18 protein-coding genes are annotated in these 19135 nt (G+C 57.2%); 15 read left to right on the forward strand and 3 right to left on the reverse strand.

From position 1 onward, the window contains the following. Positions 1–140: 140 nt before the first annotated feature. Positions 141–398 (reverse strand): hypothetical protein, encoded by a 258-nt coding sequence (locus VGC62_RS22920; RefSeq protein WP_331189364.1) that lies wholly within the window; start codon positions 396–398, stop codon positions 141–143. 382 nt (positions 399–780) lie between these two features. On the opposite strand from VGC62_RS22920, the gene VGC62_RS22925 reads away from it, so the two are divergent. The 10 genes from VGC62_RS22925 (at position 781) to VGC62_RS22970 (ending at position 8851) form a co-directional block, all read left to right on the forward strand. Next, positions 781–1278 carry a hypothetical protein gene (locus VGC62_RS22925; RefSeq protein ID WP_331189365.1) on the forward strand — a complete coding sequence of 166 codons (498 nt, stop codon included), beginning with the start codon at positions 781–783 and terminating at the stop codon, positions 1276–1278. Positions 1279–1281: 3 nt separating this feature from the next. Next, the gene (locus VGC62_RS22930; RefSeq protein ID WP_331189366.1) at positions 1282–2013 is read left to right on the forward strand and encodes an SDR family oxidoreductase; all 732 of its coding nucleotides are present in this window, start codon (positions 1282–1284) and stop codon (positions 2011–2013) included. A gap of 38 nt (positions 2014–2051) precedes the next feature. Beyond that, on the forward strand, positions 2052–3251 hold the full coding sequence (locus tag VGC62_RS22935; RefSeq protein ID WP_331189367.1) for a hypothetical protein: 1200 nt from the start codon (positions 2052–2054) through the stop codon (positions 3249–3251). Further along, positions 3199–3981 carry a class I SAM-dependent methyltransferase gene (locus VGC62_RS22940; RefSeq protein ID WP_331189368.1) on the forward strand — a complete coding sequence of 261 codons (783 nt, stop codon included), beginning with the start codon at positions 3199–3201 and terminating at the stop codon, positions 3979–3981. The genes VGC62_RS22935 and VGC62_RS22940 overlap by 53 nt, the downstream gene beginning before the upstream one ends. Before the next feature lie 35 nt (positions 3982–4016). After that, positions 4017–4628 (forward strand): adenylyl-sulfate kinase, encoded by a 612-nt coding sequence (cysC, locus tag VGC62_RS22945; protein ID WP_331189369.1) that lies wholly within the window; start codon positions 4017–4019, stop codon positions 4626–4628. Positions 4629–4735: 107 nt separating this feature from the next. After that, positions 4736–5365 carry a CGNR zinc finger domain-containing protein gene (locus VGC62_RS22950; RefSeq protein WP_331189370.1) on the forward strand — a complete coding sequence of 210 codons (630 nt, stop codon included), beginning with the start codon at positions 4736–4738 and terminating at the stop codon, positions 5363–5365. Between the two features lie 255 nt (positions 5366–5620). Then, complete coding sequence (locus VGC62_RS22955; RefSeq protein ID WP_331189371.1) at positions 5621–5800, forward strand: hypothetical protein; 180 nt, start codon at positions 5621–5623, stop codon at positions 5798–5800. A gap of 77 nt (positions 5801–5877) precedes the next feature. Beyond that, positions 5878–6591, forward strand: coding sequence for an endonuclease/exonuclease/phosphatase family protein (locus VGC62_RS22960; RefSeq protein ID WP_331189380.1), 714 nt, complete (start codon positions 5878–5880; stop codon positions 6589–6591). Next, positions 6588–7835, forward strand: a complete 1248-nt coding sequence (gene clsB, locus VGC62_RS22965; protein WP_331189372.1) for a cardiolipin synthase ClsB — start codon at positions 6588–6590, stop codon at positions 7833–7835. Before VGC62_RS22960 ends, clsB begins: the two co-directional genes overlap by 4 nt. A gap of 5 nt (positions 7836–7840) precedes the next feature. Continuing rightward, positions 7841–8851, forward strand: coding sequence for a lysylphosphatidylglycerol synthase domain-containing protein (locus tag VGC62_RS22970; RefSeq protein ID WP_331189381.1), 1011 nt, complete (start codon positions 7841–7843; stop codon positions 8849–8851). An 80-nt stretch (positions 8852–8931) separates the two neighbouring features. Here the strand turns inward: VGC62_RS22970 and VGC62_RS22975 are convergent, their stop codons facing one another. Both VGC62_RS22975 and VGC62_RS22980 read right to left on the reverse strand, forming a co-directional pair. Continuing rightward, positions 8932–10245 (reverse strand): PAS domain-containing methyl-accepting chemotaxis protein, encoded by a 1314-nt coding sequence (locus VGC62_RS22975; protein ID WP_331189373.1) that lies wholly within the window; start codon positions 10243–10245, stop codon positions 8932–8934. Between the two features lie 258 nt (positions 10246–10503). Continuing rightward, positions 10504–11439 (reverse strand): MurR/RpiR family transcriptional regulator, encoded by a 936-nt coding sequence (locus tag VGC62_RS22980; RefSeq protein ID WP_331189374.1) that lies wholly within the window; start codon positions 11437–11439, stop codon positions 10504–10506. 309 nt (positions 11440–11748) lie between these two features. Between VGC62_RS22980 and VGC62_RS22985 the strand changes: the two genes are divergently transcribed. From VGC62_RS22985 to VGC62_RS23005, 5 genes are all read left to right on the forward strand, one after another. Further along, positions 11749–13701, forward strand: a complete 1953-nt coding sequence (locus VGC62_RS22985; protein ID WP_331189375.1) for a bifunctional 5-dehydro-2-deoxygluconokinase/5-dehydro-2-deoxyphosphogluconate aldolase — start codon at positions 11749–11751, stop codon at positions 13699–13701. Positions 13702–13771: 70 nt separating this feature from the next. Continuing rightward, positions 13772–14704 (forward strand): myo-inosose-2 dehydratase, encoded by a 933-nt coding sequence (iolE, locus tag VGC62_RS22990; RefSeq protein WP_331189376.1) that lies wholly within the window; start codon positions 13772–13774, stop codon positions 14702–14704. Between the two features lies 1 nt (position 14705). Further along, the gene (iolB, locus tag VGC62_RS22995; protein WP_331189377.1) at positions 14706–15515 is read left to right on the forward strand and encodes a 5-deoxy-glucuronate isomerase; all 810 of its coding nucleotides are present in this window, start codon (positions 14706–14708) and stop codon (positions 15513–15515) included. Between the two features lie 169 nt (positions 15516–15684). After that, positions 15685–17622 (forward strand): 3D-(3,5/4)-trihydroxycyclohexane-1,2-dione acylhydrolase (decyclizing), encoded by a 1938-nt coding sequence (iolD, locus tag VGC62_RS23000; protein WP_331189378.1) that lies wholly within the window; start codon positions 15685–15687, stop codon positions 17620–17622. A gap of 168 nt (positions 17623–17790) precedes the next feature. Next, a complete protein-coding gene (locus VGC62_RS23005) occupies positions 17791–18810 on the forward strand; it encodes a Gfo/Idh/MocA family oxidoreductase (RefSeq protein ID WP_331189379.1) in 1020 nt (339 codons plus the stop codon). Positions 18811–19135 lie beyond the last annotated feature (325 nt).

Here is a 19135-nt window from a genome sequence, read left to right on the forward strand (position 1 = left end):
CGTGGTCTTAGCTACATGGACGATTTTTTTGCGGTAATCAACGCATGGTTAACCAAATCCAGATTCCAGCATTTGCGCCGCCAGGATTACATCAGGGAGGTGTGTTTGAAATAGGTGGCAGGAGGCCTGACTCAGTTGAGTTAACCGCTAATATTGCGCAGGTGCGCTGCTGCTAACTCAGCCAGGCGGGCGTCAACGGCATTTTCGAAGACAAAATAGAGAGCCTCAATATCGGCTGCACGCAAAGCCCTTACTACCTCAAACCCTCTCACCACTCCTTCAGCCAACTGCCCTGCTGCATGCAGGGATTGGTGGTCAGCAGACCCATTTATCAGCTTCAGCAAGCGTCGACCCTCTGTCTTGATTGAGTCTGGCAGTGTTGCGTCATTCAAAATCATACATTTCACCGGCTGTCGATCTGTTCCTTATAAAGGTATGACCAGCCCGACGTAGCGTTTATTTATTTTAGGCGGTACGGAAGCGACAGATGGTCGCTCTTAGCGAATCCCATTATCTGGAATTCGTGAAGAAAATCTCCGTTATTGCTGATTCAGCGATCTGTCAACCAAAGGTCACTGCTGATTTGCCGATTTGTCAACCTGCGCAAAATCGCAAGGTGGGCTCGCACGGTAAAATCCTCCCCAATACACAACCGTAACTGATTGATTTTATTGGAGAGGTAACGCATGAAAATATAGATCAAAAATCGAGTGAAATTTACTACAACTAATTGATAATTAAGGATTAATTAGTATTTTTAGGCGCGTCCTCCACAAGGACATGTGCTACCACTGTCTCGATCAGTTGAAGGTCGATGCCGAGTTTCTACTGGAACAGCAGCACATCTTCATCATCCGCGAGCCTGCCCGCGCCATCCTTTCTCATTTCGCGATCTATCCGCAGATGCCCTTGCAGTCCATCGGCCACCAGGCGTTGTACGAGATATTTTGCCGGGTGACGCGCCTCACTGGAAAAATCCCCTATGTGATCAATGCAGATGAGCTGGCGCTCAGACCCGAATATACCGTACGCAGGCTGTGCGATTACTTGCAGTTGGAGTTCCTGACGCAGTCGATGAGTTGGGAGCCGTCCTGCCCGTCGCAATGGTTGCCATGGCGCAGTTGGCATCACGAGGCAGAGGGCAGCACGCGCATCACTTCGCTTCACACCACCGATTTCGATGAGGCGCAACTGCGCGCTCATCCGCGTCTGGTTGAGTATTACGAGGTTCACCGGCCGTATTACGAACGCATGAACCAATTCGCACACCAGGGGTAACGCATGAAAAAAGTGGTTATTACAGGCGCGGCCAACGGCATTGGCAGGGCTACCGTAATCGCGTGTCTTGAGGCGGGATTTTATGTGATCGCCGCCGACAAGGACGAGACAGGCTTGAATGCTCTGCTGCGTGAGCTGCGCACCGAGTCGCTAGAGGTCCATGTCGCGGATTTTTCCCGCGATGAGGTGTTTAAAAGCTTTATCCCGAGCCTGTTTGAAACGTACGGCCATGAGTCGCTGTACGCGCTGGTCAATAACGCGGGCCTCTATCACGGCAAGAGTGTGTACGACTACACCGATGAGGAGATCGATGAAATCTGGTCGCTCAATCTCAAATCACTGGTGTATCTGTCCAAAGACTTCGCTCGCCAAACAGCAGTAGCCGATGCCTCGCGCTGTATTGTCAATGTCACCTCGGTTGCTGGCGAAGTTGGCAGCTTTGATGCGCTGTACGGCGCGACCAAGGCCGGGGTGATTGGACTGACCAAAGCCAACGCATGGAATTTCGCACCAAAGGTTCGTGTCAACGCAATCTCCCCGGCGCTGATCCACGACACCTCGATCTACCACCGTATACCCGACCACCGACGCAAGGAGTACGAGCGACAAGAAATCCTCAAGGACCCGATTTACCCCCAAGGCGTGGCCGATGTGATCATGTTTTTGTTGTCTGACCAAAGCCGCCACCTGACCGGAAAAATTATTCCGATCGACAACGGTGCTTACCCGCGATAGCGCGAACGCACACCACTGCTTTATCTGGGAGATTGGTCATGTACCGCAAAAAACTGCTCATCGTGGGCGGCGGCAACCTGTGTCTGCAAATCCTGCAGATCCTCGCGCCGCGTAATGCCTTTCACTTTCATGTGGCTAGCCGCAATCTTGAGAAGGCCACCCGGTTATGCAATCTGATGCGCCTTGCAGCGCTACAGCTGGACGTCAGTATTTCGATCCAGCCCTGGAAAATGCAGCTGATCGAGACAGAAATCGAACAGAACGCTGCAACGTTGGCCGCGATCAAGCCTGACATCATCGTCAACTGCGCGTCGTTGCAATCGTGGCGAGTGATCACGCAGTTACCCAAAGCTCAGTTTGATGCCTTGGATCAAGCGCAATTAGGGCCGTGGTTGCCCATGCACCTGGCTCCGGCATACGCGTTGATGAGGGCGATCAAACAGTCCGGGGTGAAGGCCCTGACGGTTAATGCCGCCTTCCCCGATGCGGTGAATGCCGTGCTGGACAAGGTGGGGCTGTCGCCGGATGTCGGCGTCGGCAATATTGCCAATCTGGTCCCAGCGACGCGTAGCGCCATCGCGCGGCTGGCGAGCTGCGAGCCAGATAAAGTCCGGGTCAAACTGATCGGGCAGCATTTCTTCAGCCATTTCGTTCCGCGTGGCGGGTTGCCCGGTGAGGCGAATTTTCACTTGTGCTATTGGGTCAACGGGGTGGAGTGGACCGGTGAATTCAGTGCCCAACGTATTTTCGACAGTGTGTCCAAAGACTTTCGGCGGCTGGGTGGCGTGGACGGTCAATTCCTCACGGCGACCTCGGCGGTCAGGGTCATCGAAGGTCTTTATGCGCTGGAAGAGATGGAAACCCACGCCCCAGGTCCACATGGCTTGCCGGGCGGTTATCCAGTGCGCATTGGCATGGGAAAAGTGCTGTTGTCGTTGCCTTATGGCATCGGGCGGGCCGAGGCAATCAGCGCCAATCAAATGGGCCAGCGTCAGGACGGCATTGACGCCATCCGGGCTGACGGCTGCGTGTGCTTCGGTCGAGAACAAATGGCAGTGATGGAATCGGTGCTTGGCTTTTTCATGCCGCAAATGCAGGTGGCTGAAGCATCCGGTTGGGCCACTGAACTGGCCCGTAAATATCAGGCCTTCGCTGACAATGTCGGCAAACAGGGAGTTAGCGCTCATGTCGAACAGCCGTCCAGGATCTCACATCGAATTGCACAACAACGCCGATAAGGATTATGCCCGGCAATACTCACAGGATTTTGTCAGCCGCTGGGATGAACTGATCGACTGGGACAAACGATCCGCCGGCGAGGGCACCTTTTTCACCGAGCTATTGTTCAGCGTCGGTGCCTGTTCGGTACTGGACGTCTCCACTGGCAGTGGTTTTCATGCGGTGCAACTGCGCAAAGCGGGGTTTAGGGTCTGCGCCAACGACGGCAGTCAGACCATGGTTGATCGGGCCAAAATCAACTTTGCGCGTCACAAGCTGAATATTCCGATTACCTGTTGCGACTGGCTGGACCTGGACCCGCGCAAACTGGGTACTTTCGACGCTGTCCTGTGTCTGGGCAGCTCGCTCTGCCACGTCTTCGATGAGGACGAGCGAATCGCGGTGTTGCGGCGTTTTCATTCATTGTTGCGGCCTAGCGGGGTGTTGGTGGTCGATCAACGTAATTTCCAGGCAATTCTGGAGGGCAATTTCAGATCGTCTGGCCGCTATTACTACTGCGGGACAACCGCCAGGGTGACGTTGGGGGAGGTGAGCGAGAGCCTGTGTGAATTCGTTTATTCCTTCAGCGACGATGAGACGTACCGCCTGCGTGTGGCGCCGATACGCCCTCAGCAACTGCGCAGGGAAATATCGCGAGCGCAGTTCCGTGGGGTGAAGTCCTTCGGCGACTTCAAACCCATGTACGACCCGATGCACAGCGATTTCATCATTCATGTTGCACACCGCTGACGCACCAGGTCAGCGCTCACCAGGGAAGGTTAATCATGAATACTCGGACCGACAGCAAGGCGCTCTACCGGGATCTTTATCCTTACAGCTTCAGCCGCCCTCAACCGCTGGACAATGCTCCAACGCCACAGGTGCTGTGGTTTACCGGGTTGTCAGCGGCGGGCAAATCGACCATTGCCAACAGCCTGAATCCGGTATTGCAGTCTCGGGGGCTAAAGACCGCGATTCTGGATGGGGATTCATTGAGAACGGGGCTGTGCCGCGATCTGGGTTTCAGCGAGCCTGATCGTGATGAAAATGTTCGCCGGGTGGCGGAGGTCGCAGCGCTGATGGCCGATGCCGGGTTGACTGTGTTGGTCGCATTGATCTCACCCACGCGCGCCGCCCGACATGATGCACGATCGATCGTTGGCAACGAGCGATTCGTTGAGGTGTTCGTCGATGCACCGTTGGTCGTGGCCGAGGCACGGGACCCCAAAGGGTTGTACCGCAGGGCTCGAAGTGGGGAGCTTAAAGGATTCACAGGCATCGATTCGTCGTATGAGCCACCCGTGTATCCAGAGTTACACCTGCACAGCGATGAGATCAGTGTCTCGGACGCTGTCTGTGTGATCGACGCCTGGCTTGTGCATTCACAGCAGAAATAGCACTCAGCGGGTTCAGCGTATCGATGCGCTGTACAGTTGGTCTGAAGAAGCTGACAATTTTTAGTTCTCTGCCATGATTGGTCTTTGGGCGATTTTCGAGCAGTGCCATGTCTCTCAGTCAAACAAAGATCAATGCGATCCGTCTGGTCGGGGGCGTGTCGGTACTCGATTTCCTGAATACATGCGACGGACGTCGTCCCGGTACGGCGTTGACGACCGTGGTCGACAAGTTATCGAGCCTGGAAGACATCGTTCACTGGTATCTGCACGCCGGCCTGATCTCGCCGGACGAACACCAACGATTCCTCGGGTTAATCGCGAACGGCTCGTGGCAGCACGCAGCGGCTTTCAAGCAAATGATCGACTTTCGCGAGACGCTCTATCAGTTGCTGTTGCCCATTGCGTTAGGCAATGGCGTCGATGAAGACCCGCTCAAGGCGCTCAACGAGCGGCTCGTGCAGACCGCGCCCGAGCGTTTGCTGGTGTCGACGCCCGTTGGCGTGATCTGGCGCTGGCGTAGCAGTGAGTCTCTGGACGCAATGCTCGCCAGCCTGATCGGGCGCGTGGCGGTGCAAGCAGCATCGCTGTTGACCGGCCCCAATCTGGCAAGGCTCAAGGCATGCGCTACGCCCAACTGCGACTGGTTATTTGTCGACCTCTCAAAAAACGGCCGCCGCCGCTGGTGCCAGATGAACGTCTGCGGCAGCCGGGAAAAAGCACGGCGCTTGATGGGCTAAATAGGCGGCCCTGGCGCTGGGCCGGATGAGGTTCTACCGATAGGTCTTGCCCCGACAAACCTAAAGCACTGCCCACTGCCCCCGACCCTGATATCCACGACGTTGGCGTGGTGGATCGCCCGATAGAGGGCGCTCAACTGCAACCGCGCTGCAAAAACCATGGAACCCCCGGCAACGTCAGGCTTCATATGACGTGAACATTCGTGCGGGATCGGGCAGGACATTTGCGCCCGCAAGCGAAACGGGGCCATTTCCATGATCGATATACGCATTGGCATTTCCGGCTGGCGTTATGTGCCGTGGCGTGGGGATTCTTGCCCTGCACGATTGCTGCACAAGAACGAACCCGAAGACGCGCCCCCGTTACTTGAGCGCCGTGGTCTTCCCGATGATCTGGAGGTGGCGCCTGGCGACCTGCGAGGAATAACGTTTTGAGCAGTGCATTGATTACGCAACACCCCGTTGCCCCACGTGAACCCTGGACCTCGGTGGTGACACTTCATGTGCTGACGATGAACATGCACATGGGTTTTGGCCTGTTCAACCGGCGGTTCATTCTGCCGGAACTGCGCGACGCCGTGCGTCAGGTGTCGGCTGATGTGGTGTTCTTGCAAGAGGTTAACGGCGAACAGCAGAACCATGCCCAGAAGGTCAAGGATTGGCCGACCCGCTCGCAATACGAATTTCTTGCCGACAGCATGTGGACGGACTTCGCTTACGGTCGCAACGCAGTCTACCCCCATGGCCACCATGGCAATGCGCTGTTGTCGAAATACCCGATTATCCGTTACGAAAACCTCGACATTTCGATCCTCGGTACTGAACAACGGGGCTTATTGCACTGCGTGCTCGATGTTCCGAATGTCGGCGAGGTGCATGCGATCTGCGTGCATTTGGGGCTTAAGGAAACGCACCGCCAGCAGCAACTTAAACTGCTGGCCGATCTACTTGGCCGCCTGCCGCTGGATGCACCGGTCATCGTCGCCGGGGATTTCAACGACTGGCGCCAGAGGGCCGATGCCGCGCTGGTGGGCACAGGCTTGAAGGAGGTCTTCGTCAACGCTTTTGGCGCCCCCGCGAAGAGTTTTCCGGCACGCTTTCCGTTGCTGCGTCTTGACCGTATTTATGTGCGAAATGCCCGAGTCCGTGCGCCCCGAGTATTGTCCAATCGGCCCTGGTCGCATCTTTCCGATCATGTACCGTTGGCGGTGGAGATCACGTTATGAATGCCGCTAACCCTAAGGCCTGGACATGGCAGGACGGCAACTCGGTGGAGTTACTGATCAACGGCGAAGACTATTTCAGTGAAGTCTTCGACGCCATCGGTGCGGCACGCAAAGAGGTGCTGCTGGAAACCTTCATTATTTTTGAAGACCGTGTCGGTGAAGGTTTGCAACGCGTATTGATCGACGCTGCCCGTCGTGGCGTGCGGGTGGTGGTGACGGTCGACGATTACGGCACCAGCGATCTGAGCTCTGCGTTTGTGTCGCAAATGATCGAGGCGGGCGTGCAGATCCAACTGTTTGATCCACGGCCGAAGTTCATGGGCATGCGCACCAATTTGTTCCGCCGTTTGCACCGCAAAGTCGTGGTGATCGATGCCGAATGGGCGTTCATCGGGGGTATCAACTACAGCGTCGATCACCTGTGTGACGCCGGCATCACCGCCAAGCAGGACTACGCCGTGAAAGTACGCGGCCCTGTCGTGGCCGACATCTATCGCTCAACAGCCAACATGTTGGGGCCGGTCGTGAAAAAGACCTGGTCGCCGCTCAAGGCCGTCATCCAGCACGTCGGCAGTGCAAGCATATTGCTGGCCGAGCGAGACAACCGTGAACACACCAGCGACATCGAAGAGCAGTACCTGCGTGCGATACGCACCGCCACACAACGCATCACTATCGCCAATGCCTATTTCTTCCCCAGTTATCGTTTTCTGCGCGCGCTGCGCAGTGCCGCGCGACGAGGGGTCAAGGTCACGTTGATTCTTCAGGGCCAACCGGATATGCCGTTCGTGCGCATGTGTTCGCGGTTGACCTACACCTGGCTGCTACGTGAAGGGGTGGCGATTCACGAATACAAACAGCGCGCGTTGCACGGCAAAGTGGCACTGATCGATCAGGTGTGGTCCACCGTTGGTTCCAGCAACCTCGATCCATTGAGCCTGGCGTTGAACCTGGAAGCCAACCTGTTCATTCGCGATCAGCGCCTCAACCAGCAGTTGCATGAACACTTGCAAGAGCTGGCCACCCTGCACAGCACCCAGGTCAATCTCAAGGGGCTGGCGAAGGGCCAATGGTGGCGCGCGCCGATGATCTTTCTGAGCTTTCACTTTCTGCGCCATTTTCCGGCAATTGCTGGCCTGTTCCCGGTACACGGATTACGCCTCAAACCTGTGCGTGCGCCGGATGTCTTGCCCGAAGCGGCAGCGCTTAAGCAGACGTTGCCCGATCAGGAGAACTCAGTATGAGTGCGATGTCCGAAACGTCCGATTCCAAGGCTCGGGGTACATCTTCCGGCAAGCACGGCACGCTGCTCAAACGCGCCAAAATCGGCCTGACGCTGTTCTTTTTCATTGCCGTCCCGGCCATGTTGTTGCTGCTGGTGAAGAATCTGGACTGGAACGAGGTCAAGCACGCGTTGCAGTCCTACAAGGCCAGCACCTTGGCGCTCGGGTTTCTGATTGCGGCGGGCAGTTACCTGACGTATTGCGGTTTTGATGTGCTGGCGCGGCGCTATACCGCACACAAGCTCTCGATCAAGCAGATCATTCCGGTGACCTTTGTCTGCTACGCCTTCAATCTCAACCTGAGCTCCTGGGTGGGCGGCATCGCCCTGCGTTATCGGCTGTATTCGCGATTGGGGCTGGATGTGCCGACGATCACCAAAATCCTCAGCCTGAGCCTGATCACCAATTGGCTGGGGTACATGCTGCTGGCGGGGTTTGTGTTCTCGGCGCGCTTGATCGATATGCCCGACGGCTGGAAGATCGGCGACACCACCTTGCAACTGATTGGCTTTGTGCTGCTGGCGGTGTGCTTTGGCTATTTTCTAGCGTGTCGTTTTTCCAAACGGCGCTCATGGGCGTTTCGAAAGCAGGAAATAATCCTGCCCTCTCTGAATCAGGCATTGCGTCAGGCGTTACTCGGCGCGTTGAATTGGGGGTTGATGGCCCTTTTGATCTATGTGCTGCTGCCGGAAAAAGCGTTCTACCCGGCAGTACTCGGCGTCTTGCTGATCAGCAGCATCGCGGGGGTCATCGCGCACATTCCGGCCGGGCTTGGCGTCTTGGAAACTGTATTCATTGCGTTGATGCAGCATCAGTTTTCCAAAGGGCAGTTACTGGCTGCGTTGATTGGTTATCGAGTGATTTACTTCCTGGTGCCGTTGTTGCTGGCACTGGTGGTCTATGCGGTGCTGGAGAAGCGGGCCAAGACCATGAGGCTTAAAAACGAGGCGCAGCAAGGGCGCAAAGCTGAAAGTTGAGGCGATCCGTCTAATATCGAGTGTTGAGCGAGGCCGGGCGGCGTGCCGCTTGCCCGGCCTCGCTCAACGGATTGGCCACTTCAATCCTTTTGCGCAAACATCCTGACGGCATCCACCGCGTTGTTGGTTCCGTCACTGATCTGCACGATCGCCGAGCCTGCCTGGTCGGCCAGATCCACGCCTTTGGCGGCGCTGGTGCGGGTGTTGTCCATGCTGACGATAGCCTGTTGAGTTTCGCTCTGAATGACCTGGATCATGTGTGAAATCTTCTCGGTCGAGCGGCTGGTGCGCCCCGCCAGTTGTCGCACTTCGTCCGCCACGACGGCGAATCCCCGCCCTTGGTCACCCGCCCGAGCGGCCTCGATGGCAGCGTTGAGCGCCAGCAAATTGGTTTGATCGGCAATGCTGCGGATGGTATTGACGATCGTGGTTATTTGCTCGGAGCGCTCACCAAGTTGGGCGATGATGCGTGACGAATCTTCAATGTTGCGCGAGATCTGGCGCATTTCGCTGGCGGCCTGCTGGATCACCTCTGAGCCTTGTGCTGCGACTTTCTGGGTTTGCACCGAGATGTGATAAGCCTGCGAGGCGCTTCGCGAATCCTGCTCGTGCCTTTCGATACGGGCGCTCACGTCGGAGGCGAATTTGACCACTTTGTACAACACGCCGTTGGCATCGTAAACCGGGTTATAACTGGCCTCTAGCCAAAGCGCCTGGCCCTGTTTGCCTATCCGCTTGAACTGGCCGCTGAAGAACTCACCTTTGTTCAGACGCCGCCAGAAGTCTTGATAGTCCGCGCCAATGACCGCGTCTGCCTCGCACAGCGTTCTATGGTTTTTACCCAGTAACTCCTGGCGGCTATAGCCCATCAAGCGTAGGAAATTATCGTTGGCGGCAATGATATTGCCCGCCAGATCGAACTCAATAACCGCCATTGCCCGGTCAATGGCCGCCAGTTTGCTCTTGGTTTCGTTTTCTGCCTGCACCCTGGCGGTGATGTCCATGGAGTATTTTATGACCTTCACCACTTTGCCGTCGGCGTCCTTTATCGGGTTATAACTGGACTCCAGCCACACCGTGCTGCCGTCCCCAGCGATGCGCTGAAAGGTCGATGAGACAAACTCTCCGCCGCGCAACTGCGCCCATAATCGTGTGTATTCGCTGCTGCGCACGTAATCTGCCGTGCAGAACATTTTGTGCGACTTGCCAATGATCTGCTCGCTGCGATAGCGCATGGCTTTCAGAAAATTGTCGTTGGCCTCCAGCACGATGCCATTGAGATCAAACTCAATACTGGCCATGGAGCGATTGATGGCTTCAAGCAGGCTGTTCTGGTGAGAGAGAGTAAGTTGCAAGTCTTGTACAATTTTTTTCTTAGATGACTCGAAAAGCATGGCGGCCGCCCAGGACAGTGATACAGCAATGGTTTCCTGTGACTTGGGCTAAATAGCGTGGGTTTCACGCTCATAGCCTGCGTTGCAGTTGCTAGATCATACTGCCGTAGCATTAAAAAGCCATGAGTTAGATTGTACATTTCGTCGGTTCTGTACAGGTTTTTGGCTAATTGAGAAGCGCATCCATTAGCGCTGCAGCGCTGAAGAATAAAGCAGTCCCCATTAGTTCATACTTCCACTGGGCGCCTGGCGCTGCTCCTAATCCTCAAAACCAACTTGTTCGGACATCTCGTCCACTTTCAGTTCCAGGCGATAGGCCACGGCGATGAACAGCGCCTGACACAGGCACAGCGTGGCGCTGAGCGAACGGAATGCAAACGAGCTGCCCTCGTTGACCAGCAGCACCGAGTTTGCTCGCTTGGCCAGGGGCGAGAGGTTGCTATCGGTAATGATCAACGTCTTGGCTTGATGGTGCTGAGCGATGCGCAAGCAGTGTTGGGTCTCTTTGCCGTACGGGGTAAAACTGATGGCAATTACCAGATCGTTGGCGCGCACGCTGCGCATCTGCTCGCGGTAGCTGCCGCCCAGCCCCGAGATCAGGTGAATACGCTTGTTGGTGTGTTGCAGGTTGTACACCAGGTAATCCGCCACCGCGAATGAGCGCCGCACCCCGACTACATAGATATTGTCGGCGTTGACCACCAGGTCCACGGCTTTCTCGAAGGCCTCATCGTCCAGCTCCAGGGCCAAGCGTTCGAGGCCAGACAACGTCGCCTGGACACATTCGCGCGCAAGGTCGCCGCCACTGGCCTTTTGCGACTTGTTGGCGATCATGCTGCGGATGCGTTGCTGGTAATTCTGCACCGGCGTGGTTTTGTGCGTGTAGGCCTCGCGGAACAACGCCTGCATTTCACTGAAGCCGCTGAAACCCAAGCGTTGAGAGAACCGCACGATGGCCGATGGATGCACTTCGCATTCACGGGCGATGTCGCTGATGCGGTCGACCATGATGCGGTCGCTTTGCTGGCTCATGTAGCTGGCGATACGCTTGAGTTGGCGCGGCAAGCTTTCGTATTCAGTGGTGATCAGCTTGAGCAGCACCTCGGCAGTCTCGGGAGGGCTGATCGGCGCCGTGTCGGTGGCCGACAGGGCGACGTGGTTGTCTGGCAAGGACGGCTGATCGGTGCGGGACATACGCTTGAATTCCTAAGGCTTGTTCTTATGAAACGCGGATCGCCGAGAGGCTGGCAACCCCGACAGTGCGCGAGCATCCCTTGCGCAAAAGGGCAAATCCGAACGCGCAGTTTACAGCGGATCGGATTTCTATCGCCTCTGTTTAACACGAAGTGTCAGCATCCGGCATGATTCGGAAAAAATATTCCACATGTAAAAATTTAGAATAATTGTTGATCGGTGTTTCAAGGCGTTCTAGTCTGCATCCCACCAAGAGCGTTTCGTACATCCACTGTGCGACGCAGGCTGATAAAAATAACAGGAGCCATTATGGGCCAGACTCGTTTTGCCGCCGGGCGTGAATTGGACGTGATTTGCCTGGGGCGCCTGGGCGTCGATCTCTATGCGCAGCAAGTTGGGGCGCGCCTGGAAGACGTCAGCAGTTTTGCCAAATATTTGGGCGGGTCCTCGGCGAACATCGCCTTCGGCACCGCGCGTCTGGGCTTGAAGTCGGCGATGCTGACCCGCGTCGGCGACGATCACATGGGTCGTTTTCTGATCCAATCCCTGGCCCGCGAAGGCTGTGATGTCAGCAGCATCAAGGTCGATCCGGAACGCCTGACCGCCATGGTGCTACTGGGCATCAAGGATCGCGAAACCTTCCCGCTGGTGTTCTACCGCGAAAACTGTGCCGACATGGCGCTTCACAGTGATGACGTCAGCGAAGCGCACATCGCTTCCAGTAAAGCGCTGCTGATCACAGGTACGCATTTCTCCACCGATCAGGTGTTCAAAACCAGCATCCAGGCCCTGGACTACGCCGAAAAACACAACGTCAAACGCGTGCTCGACATTGACTATCGACCGGTACTTTGGGGCTTGGCGGGCAAGGCCGATGGTGAGACCCGCTTCGTCGCCGATCAGAAAGTCAGCCAGCATGTGCAAAGCATTGTGCCGCGCTTCGATCTGATTGTCGGCACCGAAGAAGAATTCTTGATTGCCGGTGGCGACGCTGATTTATTGGTTGCGCTGCGTAACCTGCGTGAACTGACAGCAGCGACTTTGGTGGTCAAGCTGGGCGCGCAAGGCTGTACGGTGATTCATGGCGCAATCCCGGCTCGTCTGGAAGACGGTGCTATTTATCCCGGCGTGCGCGTTGAGGTGCTCAACGTATTGGGTGCTGGCGATGCGTTTATGTCGGGCTTCCTTAAAGGCTGGCTCAACGACGAAAGCGACCAACGCTGCTGCCAGTTGGCCAACGCCTGCGGCGCGCTGGTGGTCTCGCGGCACGCCTGCGCGCCCGCGATGCCGACGCTGGCGGAGCTCCAATACCTGTTCAACAGCGCGATGTTCAATAACCCAGCGCCGACCACCCGTATCGATCAGGACCCTGTATTGCAGCGTTTGCATCAGGTCAGCGTGCCGCGCAAGGAATGGCGGCAGCTGTTCATCTTCGCCTTCGACCATCGCGGGCAACTGGTAGAACTGGCGCACAAGGCGGGACGTGACCTGAGCAGCATCGGCCAGTTGAAACAGCTGTTTATTCAGGCGGTAGAACGCGTCGAAGCCGACCTGCAAAAACGGGGTATCGACGCCGACGTGGGGATGCTGGCCGATCAACGCTTCGGTCAGGATTCGCTCAACGCCGCCACAGGTCGAGGCTGGTGGGTGGCGCGCCCAGTGGAAGTGCAGGGCTCACGCCCGCTGGCTTTCGAGCATGGACGCTCCATAGGCACAAACTTGATGACCTGGCCGAGCGAACACATCATCAAGTGCCTGGTGCAATACCATCCCGACGACGAGCCGCTGCTGCGCCTGGAGCAGGAGGCGCAAATCAAGGGGCTGTATGAGGCGGCGCAAGCCAGCGGCCACGAACTGCTGCTGGAAGTCATCCCGCCCAAGGACCATCCCTCGACCTATCCCGATGTCATGCTTCGTTCGCTCACGCGCCTATACAACCTGGGCATCTATCCGGCCTGGTGGAAAATCGAAGCGCAGCCCGCCCAGGTTTGGGAGCAGCTCGACGCGCTGATTCAAGCGCGTGATCCCTACTGCCGTGGCGTCGTGTTGCTGGGCCTCAACGCACCGGCGCAAACCCTGGCGGCGGGCTTTAAACAAGCGAGGGGCAGCAGCACTTGCCGCGGATTTGCGGTAGGCCGGACGATCTTTTATGAGCCGAGCCGCGCGTGGATGGAGGGCGAGATCGACGACGCTGGCTTGATCGCTCGGGTGCAGGCCAATTTCTGTTTTCTGATTGAATCCTGGCGTGACGCTCGGGCCTGAATGCGTTCGGCGTTCAACCCGGGCCGCTGAAGTTTGTAAGACGCAAAACAAAAACAAAGAAGGTATCGCCATGCCCGCTTGCGCAATCCGAATTGGCATCAACCCGATTTCATGGAGCAACGACGACCTGCCTGCGCTCGGTGGTGAAACGCCGCTGAGCACCGCACTCAGTGAAGGCGCGGCCATCGGTTACCAGGGTTTTGAACTCAATGGCAAGTTTCCCAAAGACGCCCAGGGTGTCGGCGATGTGTTGCGCCCCTATGATCTGGCGTTGGTTTCGGGCTGGTATTCCAGCCGGCTGGCCAGCCGCTCGGCGGCCGAGGAAATCGAGTCCATCGCCAGCCACGTCCAATTGCTCAAGCAGAACGGTGCGACGGTGCTGGTTTATGGTGAAGTGGCCGACTCGATCCAGGGCCAGCACATTCGATTGGCGGAACGCCCACGATTTCACACTGATGGCGCCTGGCAGGAGTACGCCGACAAGCTCACCGAGCTTGCACGTTTCACGCTGTCCCAAGGCGTGCGTCTGGCCTATCACCACCACATGGGCGCCTACGTTGAATCCCCCGAGGACATCGACCGATTGATGGCGCTGACCGGCACGGAAGTCGGTTTGCTGTTCGATTCAGGCCATTGCTACATGGGCGGCGGCGAGCCGTTGCAGGTGTTGCGCAGGCACATTGACAGGGTGTGCCACGTGCATTTCAAGGATGTGCGCAAATCGGTGGTGCAACTGGCGCGCAACAATTTGTGGAGCTTTCCAGACTGTATTATCAACGGCACCTTCACCGTGCCGGGTGATGGCGACATCGATTTCGCCGCGCTGCTGGAGGTCTTGCTGCAAGCGAACTACTCAGGTTGGCTGGTGGTGGAGGCCGAGCAAGACCCCGCCGTTGCGCCGAGCTACGTGTACGCCAAAAAAGGTTACGAGACGCTGCGCAACCTGTTGACGGCGGCGCAGCACCGCGAGCTGCAACCGAACCTGCAACCAAGGAACCCCTGACATGAATCTGTTGGTCAAGAGCAAACCCGAGGGCCGCGACATTGTCATGCTCGCGGAAGGCGTTCTGGAATACGTCGGTTTTTCCGCTCATCGTTTGACTGTCGGCGAACGTTTGCCGGTCAGTACTGGCGATAAAGAGCTGTGTCTGGTGTTGCTCAGCGGCCGGGTCAATGTCAGTGGCGAGGCGCCGGGGCAGGGCGTATTTAGCTGGGACAACATTGGCGACCGACAATCTGTGTTTGAGGATAAATCCCCATTCGCCGTGTATTTGCCGCCCGGCAGTCAGGCGCAAGCCACGGCGCTGAGCGCAGTACAAATCGCTGTCTGTGCTGCGCCCGGCGACGCCACTAAAAAACTGCCTGCGCGGCTGATCAAACCCGAGAGCATGAAGCGCAGTGTGCGTGGAAAGGGCGCAAATACCCGCTATGTGTGCGACATCCTGCCGGATACCGAACCCGCCCATGCATTATTGGTGGTGGAAGTGCGCACGCCGTCCGGCCATTCGTCCAGCTACCCGCCGCACAAGCATGATCAGGACGATGTGCCTCACGAAAGCTTTCTCGAAGAAACCTATTACCACCAGATCAATCCGTCGCAGGGCTTTGTTTTCCAGCGCGTCTACACCGACGACCGCAGCATCGATCAGGCGATGGCCGTCGAGAATCACGATCTGGTCACGGTGCCCAAAGGTTATCACCCGGTCAGCGTACCCTATGGTTACGAGTCCTATTACCTGAACGTCATGGCCGGGCCCATACGCGCCTGGTACTTCCACAACGATCCCGAGCACAGTTGGCTGTTAGATCTGTGATGCTCTCTATCTGGTCCTCCAGACAGCGGCGCTGTCGTGCAGTAAACACGGGACCTACAGGAAATCTCTTTTGTTCAGGTAGTTACAGTGTGTTGACGAGGGCCGAGCACGCTCTGCCCTCACAGAAAATTGATTCTCATGTCACCTCCAATAACAACAAGGTGTGAGCATGACCACGACACGATTGACCATGGCTCAGGCCCTGGTGAAGTTTCTCGATAACCAGTACGTCGAAGTCGACGGCGTGCAGAGCAAATTCGTCGCCGGGGTGTTCACTCTCTTCGGCCACGGCAATGTGCTAGGTCTGGGGCAGGCGCTGGAGCAGGACAGCGGCGATCTGATCGTGCATCAGGGCCGCAACGAACAGGGCATGTGCCACGCGGCTATCGGTTTTGCCAAGCAACACTTGCGGCGCAAAATCTACGCCTGCACTTCGTCGGTCGGCCCTGGTGCCGCCAACATGATCACCGCCGCTGCCACGGCGTCGGCCAATCGCATTCCGCTGTTGCTGTTGCCAGGTGACGTCTACGCCAGTCGTCAGCCCGACCCGGTATTGCAACAGATCGAGCAGTTCCATGACCTGAGTATCAGCACTAACGATGCCTTTAAGGCGGTAAGCAAGTACTGGGACCGCATCAACCGCCCGGAGCAACTGATGAGCGCCGCGCTGAACGCCATGCGCGTGCTGACCGATCCGGCCGACACTGGCGCTGTGACCCTTGCGTTGCCGCAAGACGTGCAGGCCGAAGCCTACGATTACCCCGACAGCTTTATGCAAAAACGCGTACACCGGATCGACCGTCGGCCGCCGAGTCAGGCCATGCTCGAAGACGCCCTCGCGTTGCTCAAAGGCAAACGCAGGCCGTTGCTGATTTGTGGCGGGGGCGTGCGTTATTCCGGCGCCAATGAGGCGTTGCAGGCGTTCGCCGAGCGTTTCGATATCCCGTTCGCCGAGACCCAGGCTGGCAAGAGCGCCATCGTCTCCGCGCACCCGCTGAATATGGGCGGTATCGGTGAAACCGGCAGTCTGGCGGCCAACACGCTGGCCAGGGAGGCAGATTTGATCATCGGTGTCGGCACGCGCTACAGCGACTTCACCACCGCATCGAAATGGCTGTTCCAGCACCCCGACGTGCAGTTTCTCAACCTCAACGTCGGTGCCTTCGACGCGCAGAAAATGGAGGGTGTGCAACTGCTGGCCGATGCGCGTTTGGCGTTGCAGTCGTTGAGCCAGACGTTGAGCGACAGCGGCTACAAAGCTGCGTGGGGCGATCAGCCGAAAACAGCCAAGGCGGCGCTGGATGCCGAAGTCGATCGGATCTATTCCATCGAGTACCAGACCGAGGGTTTCGTCCCGGAAATCAACGACCACCTGGACCCGGCGGTGCTGCGTGAGTTCATCGAGCTGACCGGCTCATGCCTGACTCAAAGTCGCGTCCTGGGTATGCTTAATCAGCGCTTGCCCACGGACGCGGTGATTGTTGCCGCAGCGGGCAGCCTGCCGGGGGATTTGCAGCGGGCCTGGCGCAGTACCGGGGTTGATACCTATCACGTCGAATACGCCTATTCGTGCATGGGTTATGAAGTCAACGCGGCCTTGGGTGTGAAGCTCGCAGTGCCTGAGCGTGAGGTGTATGCGCTGGTTGGCGATGGCTCGTACATGATGCTGCACTCGGAGCTGGCGACCTCGATTCAAGAGCGGCGCAAGATCAACATCATCCTGTTGGACAACATGACCTTCGGTTGCATCAACAACCTACAGATGGGCAATGGCATGGACAGCTTCTGCACCGAGTTCCGTTTTCGCAATCCCCAAACCGGGTTGCTCAATGGCGACTTTGTGCCGGTGGACTTTGCTATGAGCGCGGCAGCATACGGGTGCAAGACCTACAAGGTCAGTAATGAGGCTGAGCTGGGAGCGGCGTTGAGCGATGCGCAAAAACAAACCGTTTCGACGCTGATCGACATCAAGGTGTTGCCCAAAACCATGATTCACAGCTACCTGTCGTGGTGGCGCGTTGGGGTGGCTGAAGTGTCGACATGCGGCGCCACGGCAGAGGTGTACGAGAAGTCCCAGAAAGAACTCGCCAAAGCCCGTAAATATTGACACGAGCCCTGTTGAGCGAGGCTCGCCCGCGATGAGGCTGATACATTCGATGCAGCTGCAGCGTCGATGCTTGAGTCTTCGCGAGCACGCTCGGCTCCAACAGGATTGTCTGCATCGGTGGGAACTGGATCAGGCGCTTTAAATCGGCATTTGAACGAGGAGAATCCCATGAAAATCGGATTGGTGGGCTACGGCAAAGGCGGGCGTTATTTCCATGCACCGCTGATCGCCAGCTTGCCGGGCGCGACATTTGCCGGCGTGGTGACGCGCTCGCCGGAACGCCGTCAGGAGCTGTTGCGCGATTACCCGAAAGTCCCGGCGTTCGATACCTTGGCTGACATGGTCGCCGCCGGTATCGATGGCGTGGTGATTTCCACGCCCCTGGCGTCGCGTCAGGCGTTGATTCTGGAGGCTATCGAACTCGGCGTGCCGGTGGTCAGCGACAAGCCGTTTGCCAACGACGCCAAACAGGCCCAAGCGCTAGTGGACGCCGCTCAACGGCGGGGCGTGTTGCTGAGCGTCTATCAGAACCGCCGTTGGGATTCGGATTTCCTTACGGTACGCAAGCTCATCGACCAAGGCGCGCTCGGCACGATCACCCGGTTTGAATCCCGGGTGGAGCGTTATTCGCCTTCTTCGGTAGGCAAGCCAAGCGCTGGCGGTATGTTGCGTGATCTGGGCAGCCACCTGGTCGATCAGGCGCTGCTGTTATTCGGGCCGGTGAAGCGGGTCTACGCGCAGCTTGAATTCGCTGCGCCGGATCAACTGATCGATCATGGGTTTTTCGTGTCCTTGACTCACACCAATGGTGTGGTTTCGCACCTGTGGGGCAGTTGTCTGCAAAACGCACCAGGGCCTCGCTTCCGGGTTAACGGATCGCTGGGCTGTTACAGCGTTGACGGTCTGGACGGTCAGGAGGCGGCTGCGTTGGCGGGGCTTTCACCCAAGTCGGAAGGCGAACGGTGGGGGGTTGAAGAACATCGCCGCTGGGGTTGGTTCGAACAGGGTGAACACCGCGAGCGCGTGCCGTCGCAGCGTGGCTGCTGGACGGAGTTTTATCGGCTGTTTCAAGAGGCTGTGGCATATGGTCGGCCGGTGCCGGTGGAGGCACGCGATGCTGTGGCGTCGACGCTGATTCTCGACGCGGCGCGAGTGAGTGCAACCGAGGGGCGAGTGGTCCTTTTGTAAAGCATGCTGTTGGTTGCTTGGTTGCTGCGTAGGGACTACCAGGCAGACTAGATATGAAACATAAATAAATTCTAAAAAGAATTGAATTAGAAATTATTTTCCAATAAAGTCATTTTCAGGTTGCCTGCTACCGACGTCATCGCGTGATGTCAGAGGTTTATGGCACCCGCCAGACGAGCCAGACAAAAAACTAATAATAGACAGGTACCGTCGATGAAAACTTCTACTCATGGCTTCAGCGCCTGCGGTTTCGTTTCACCTCTTGCGCCTTGCATGCCTCACCTGGACCGCCTCGCGCCTCGATTTGCAGGGTCATCCACGCACC

Source organism: Pseudomonas sp., assembly GCF_036404235.1.
GTDB lineage: Bacteria > Pseudomonadota > Gammaproteobacteria > Pseudomonadales > Pseudomonadaceae > Aquipseudomonas.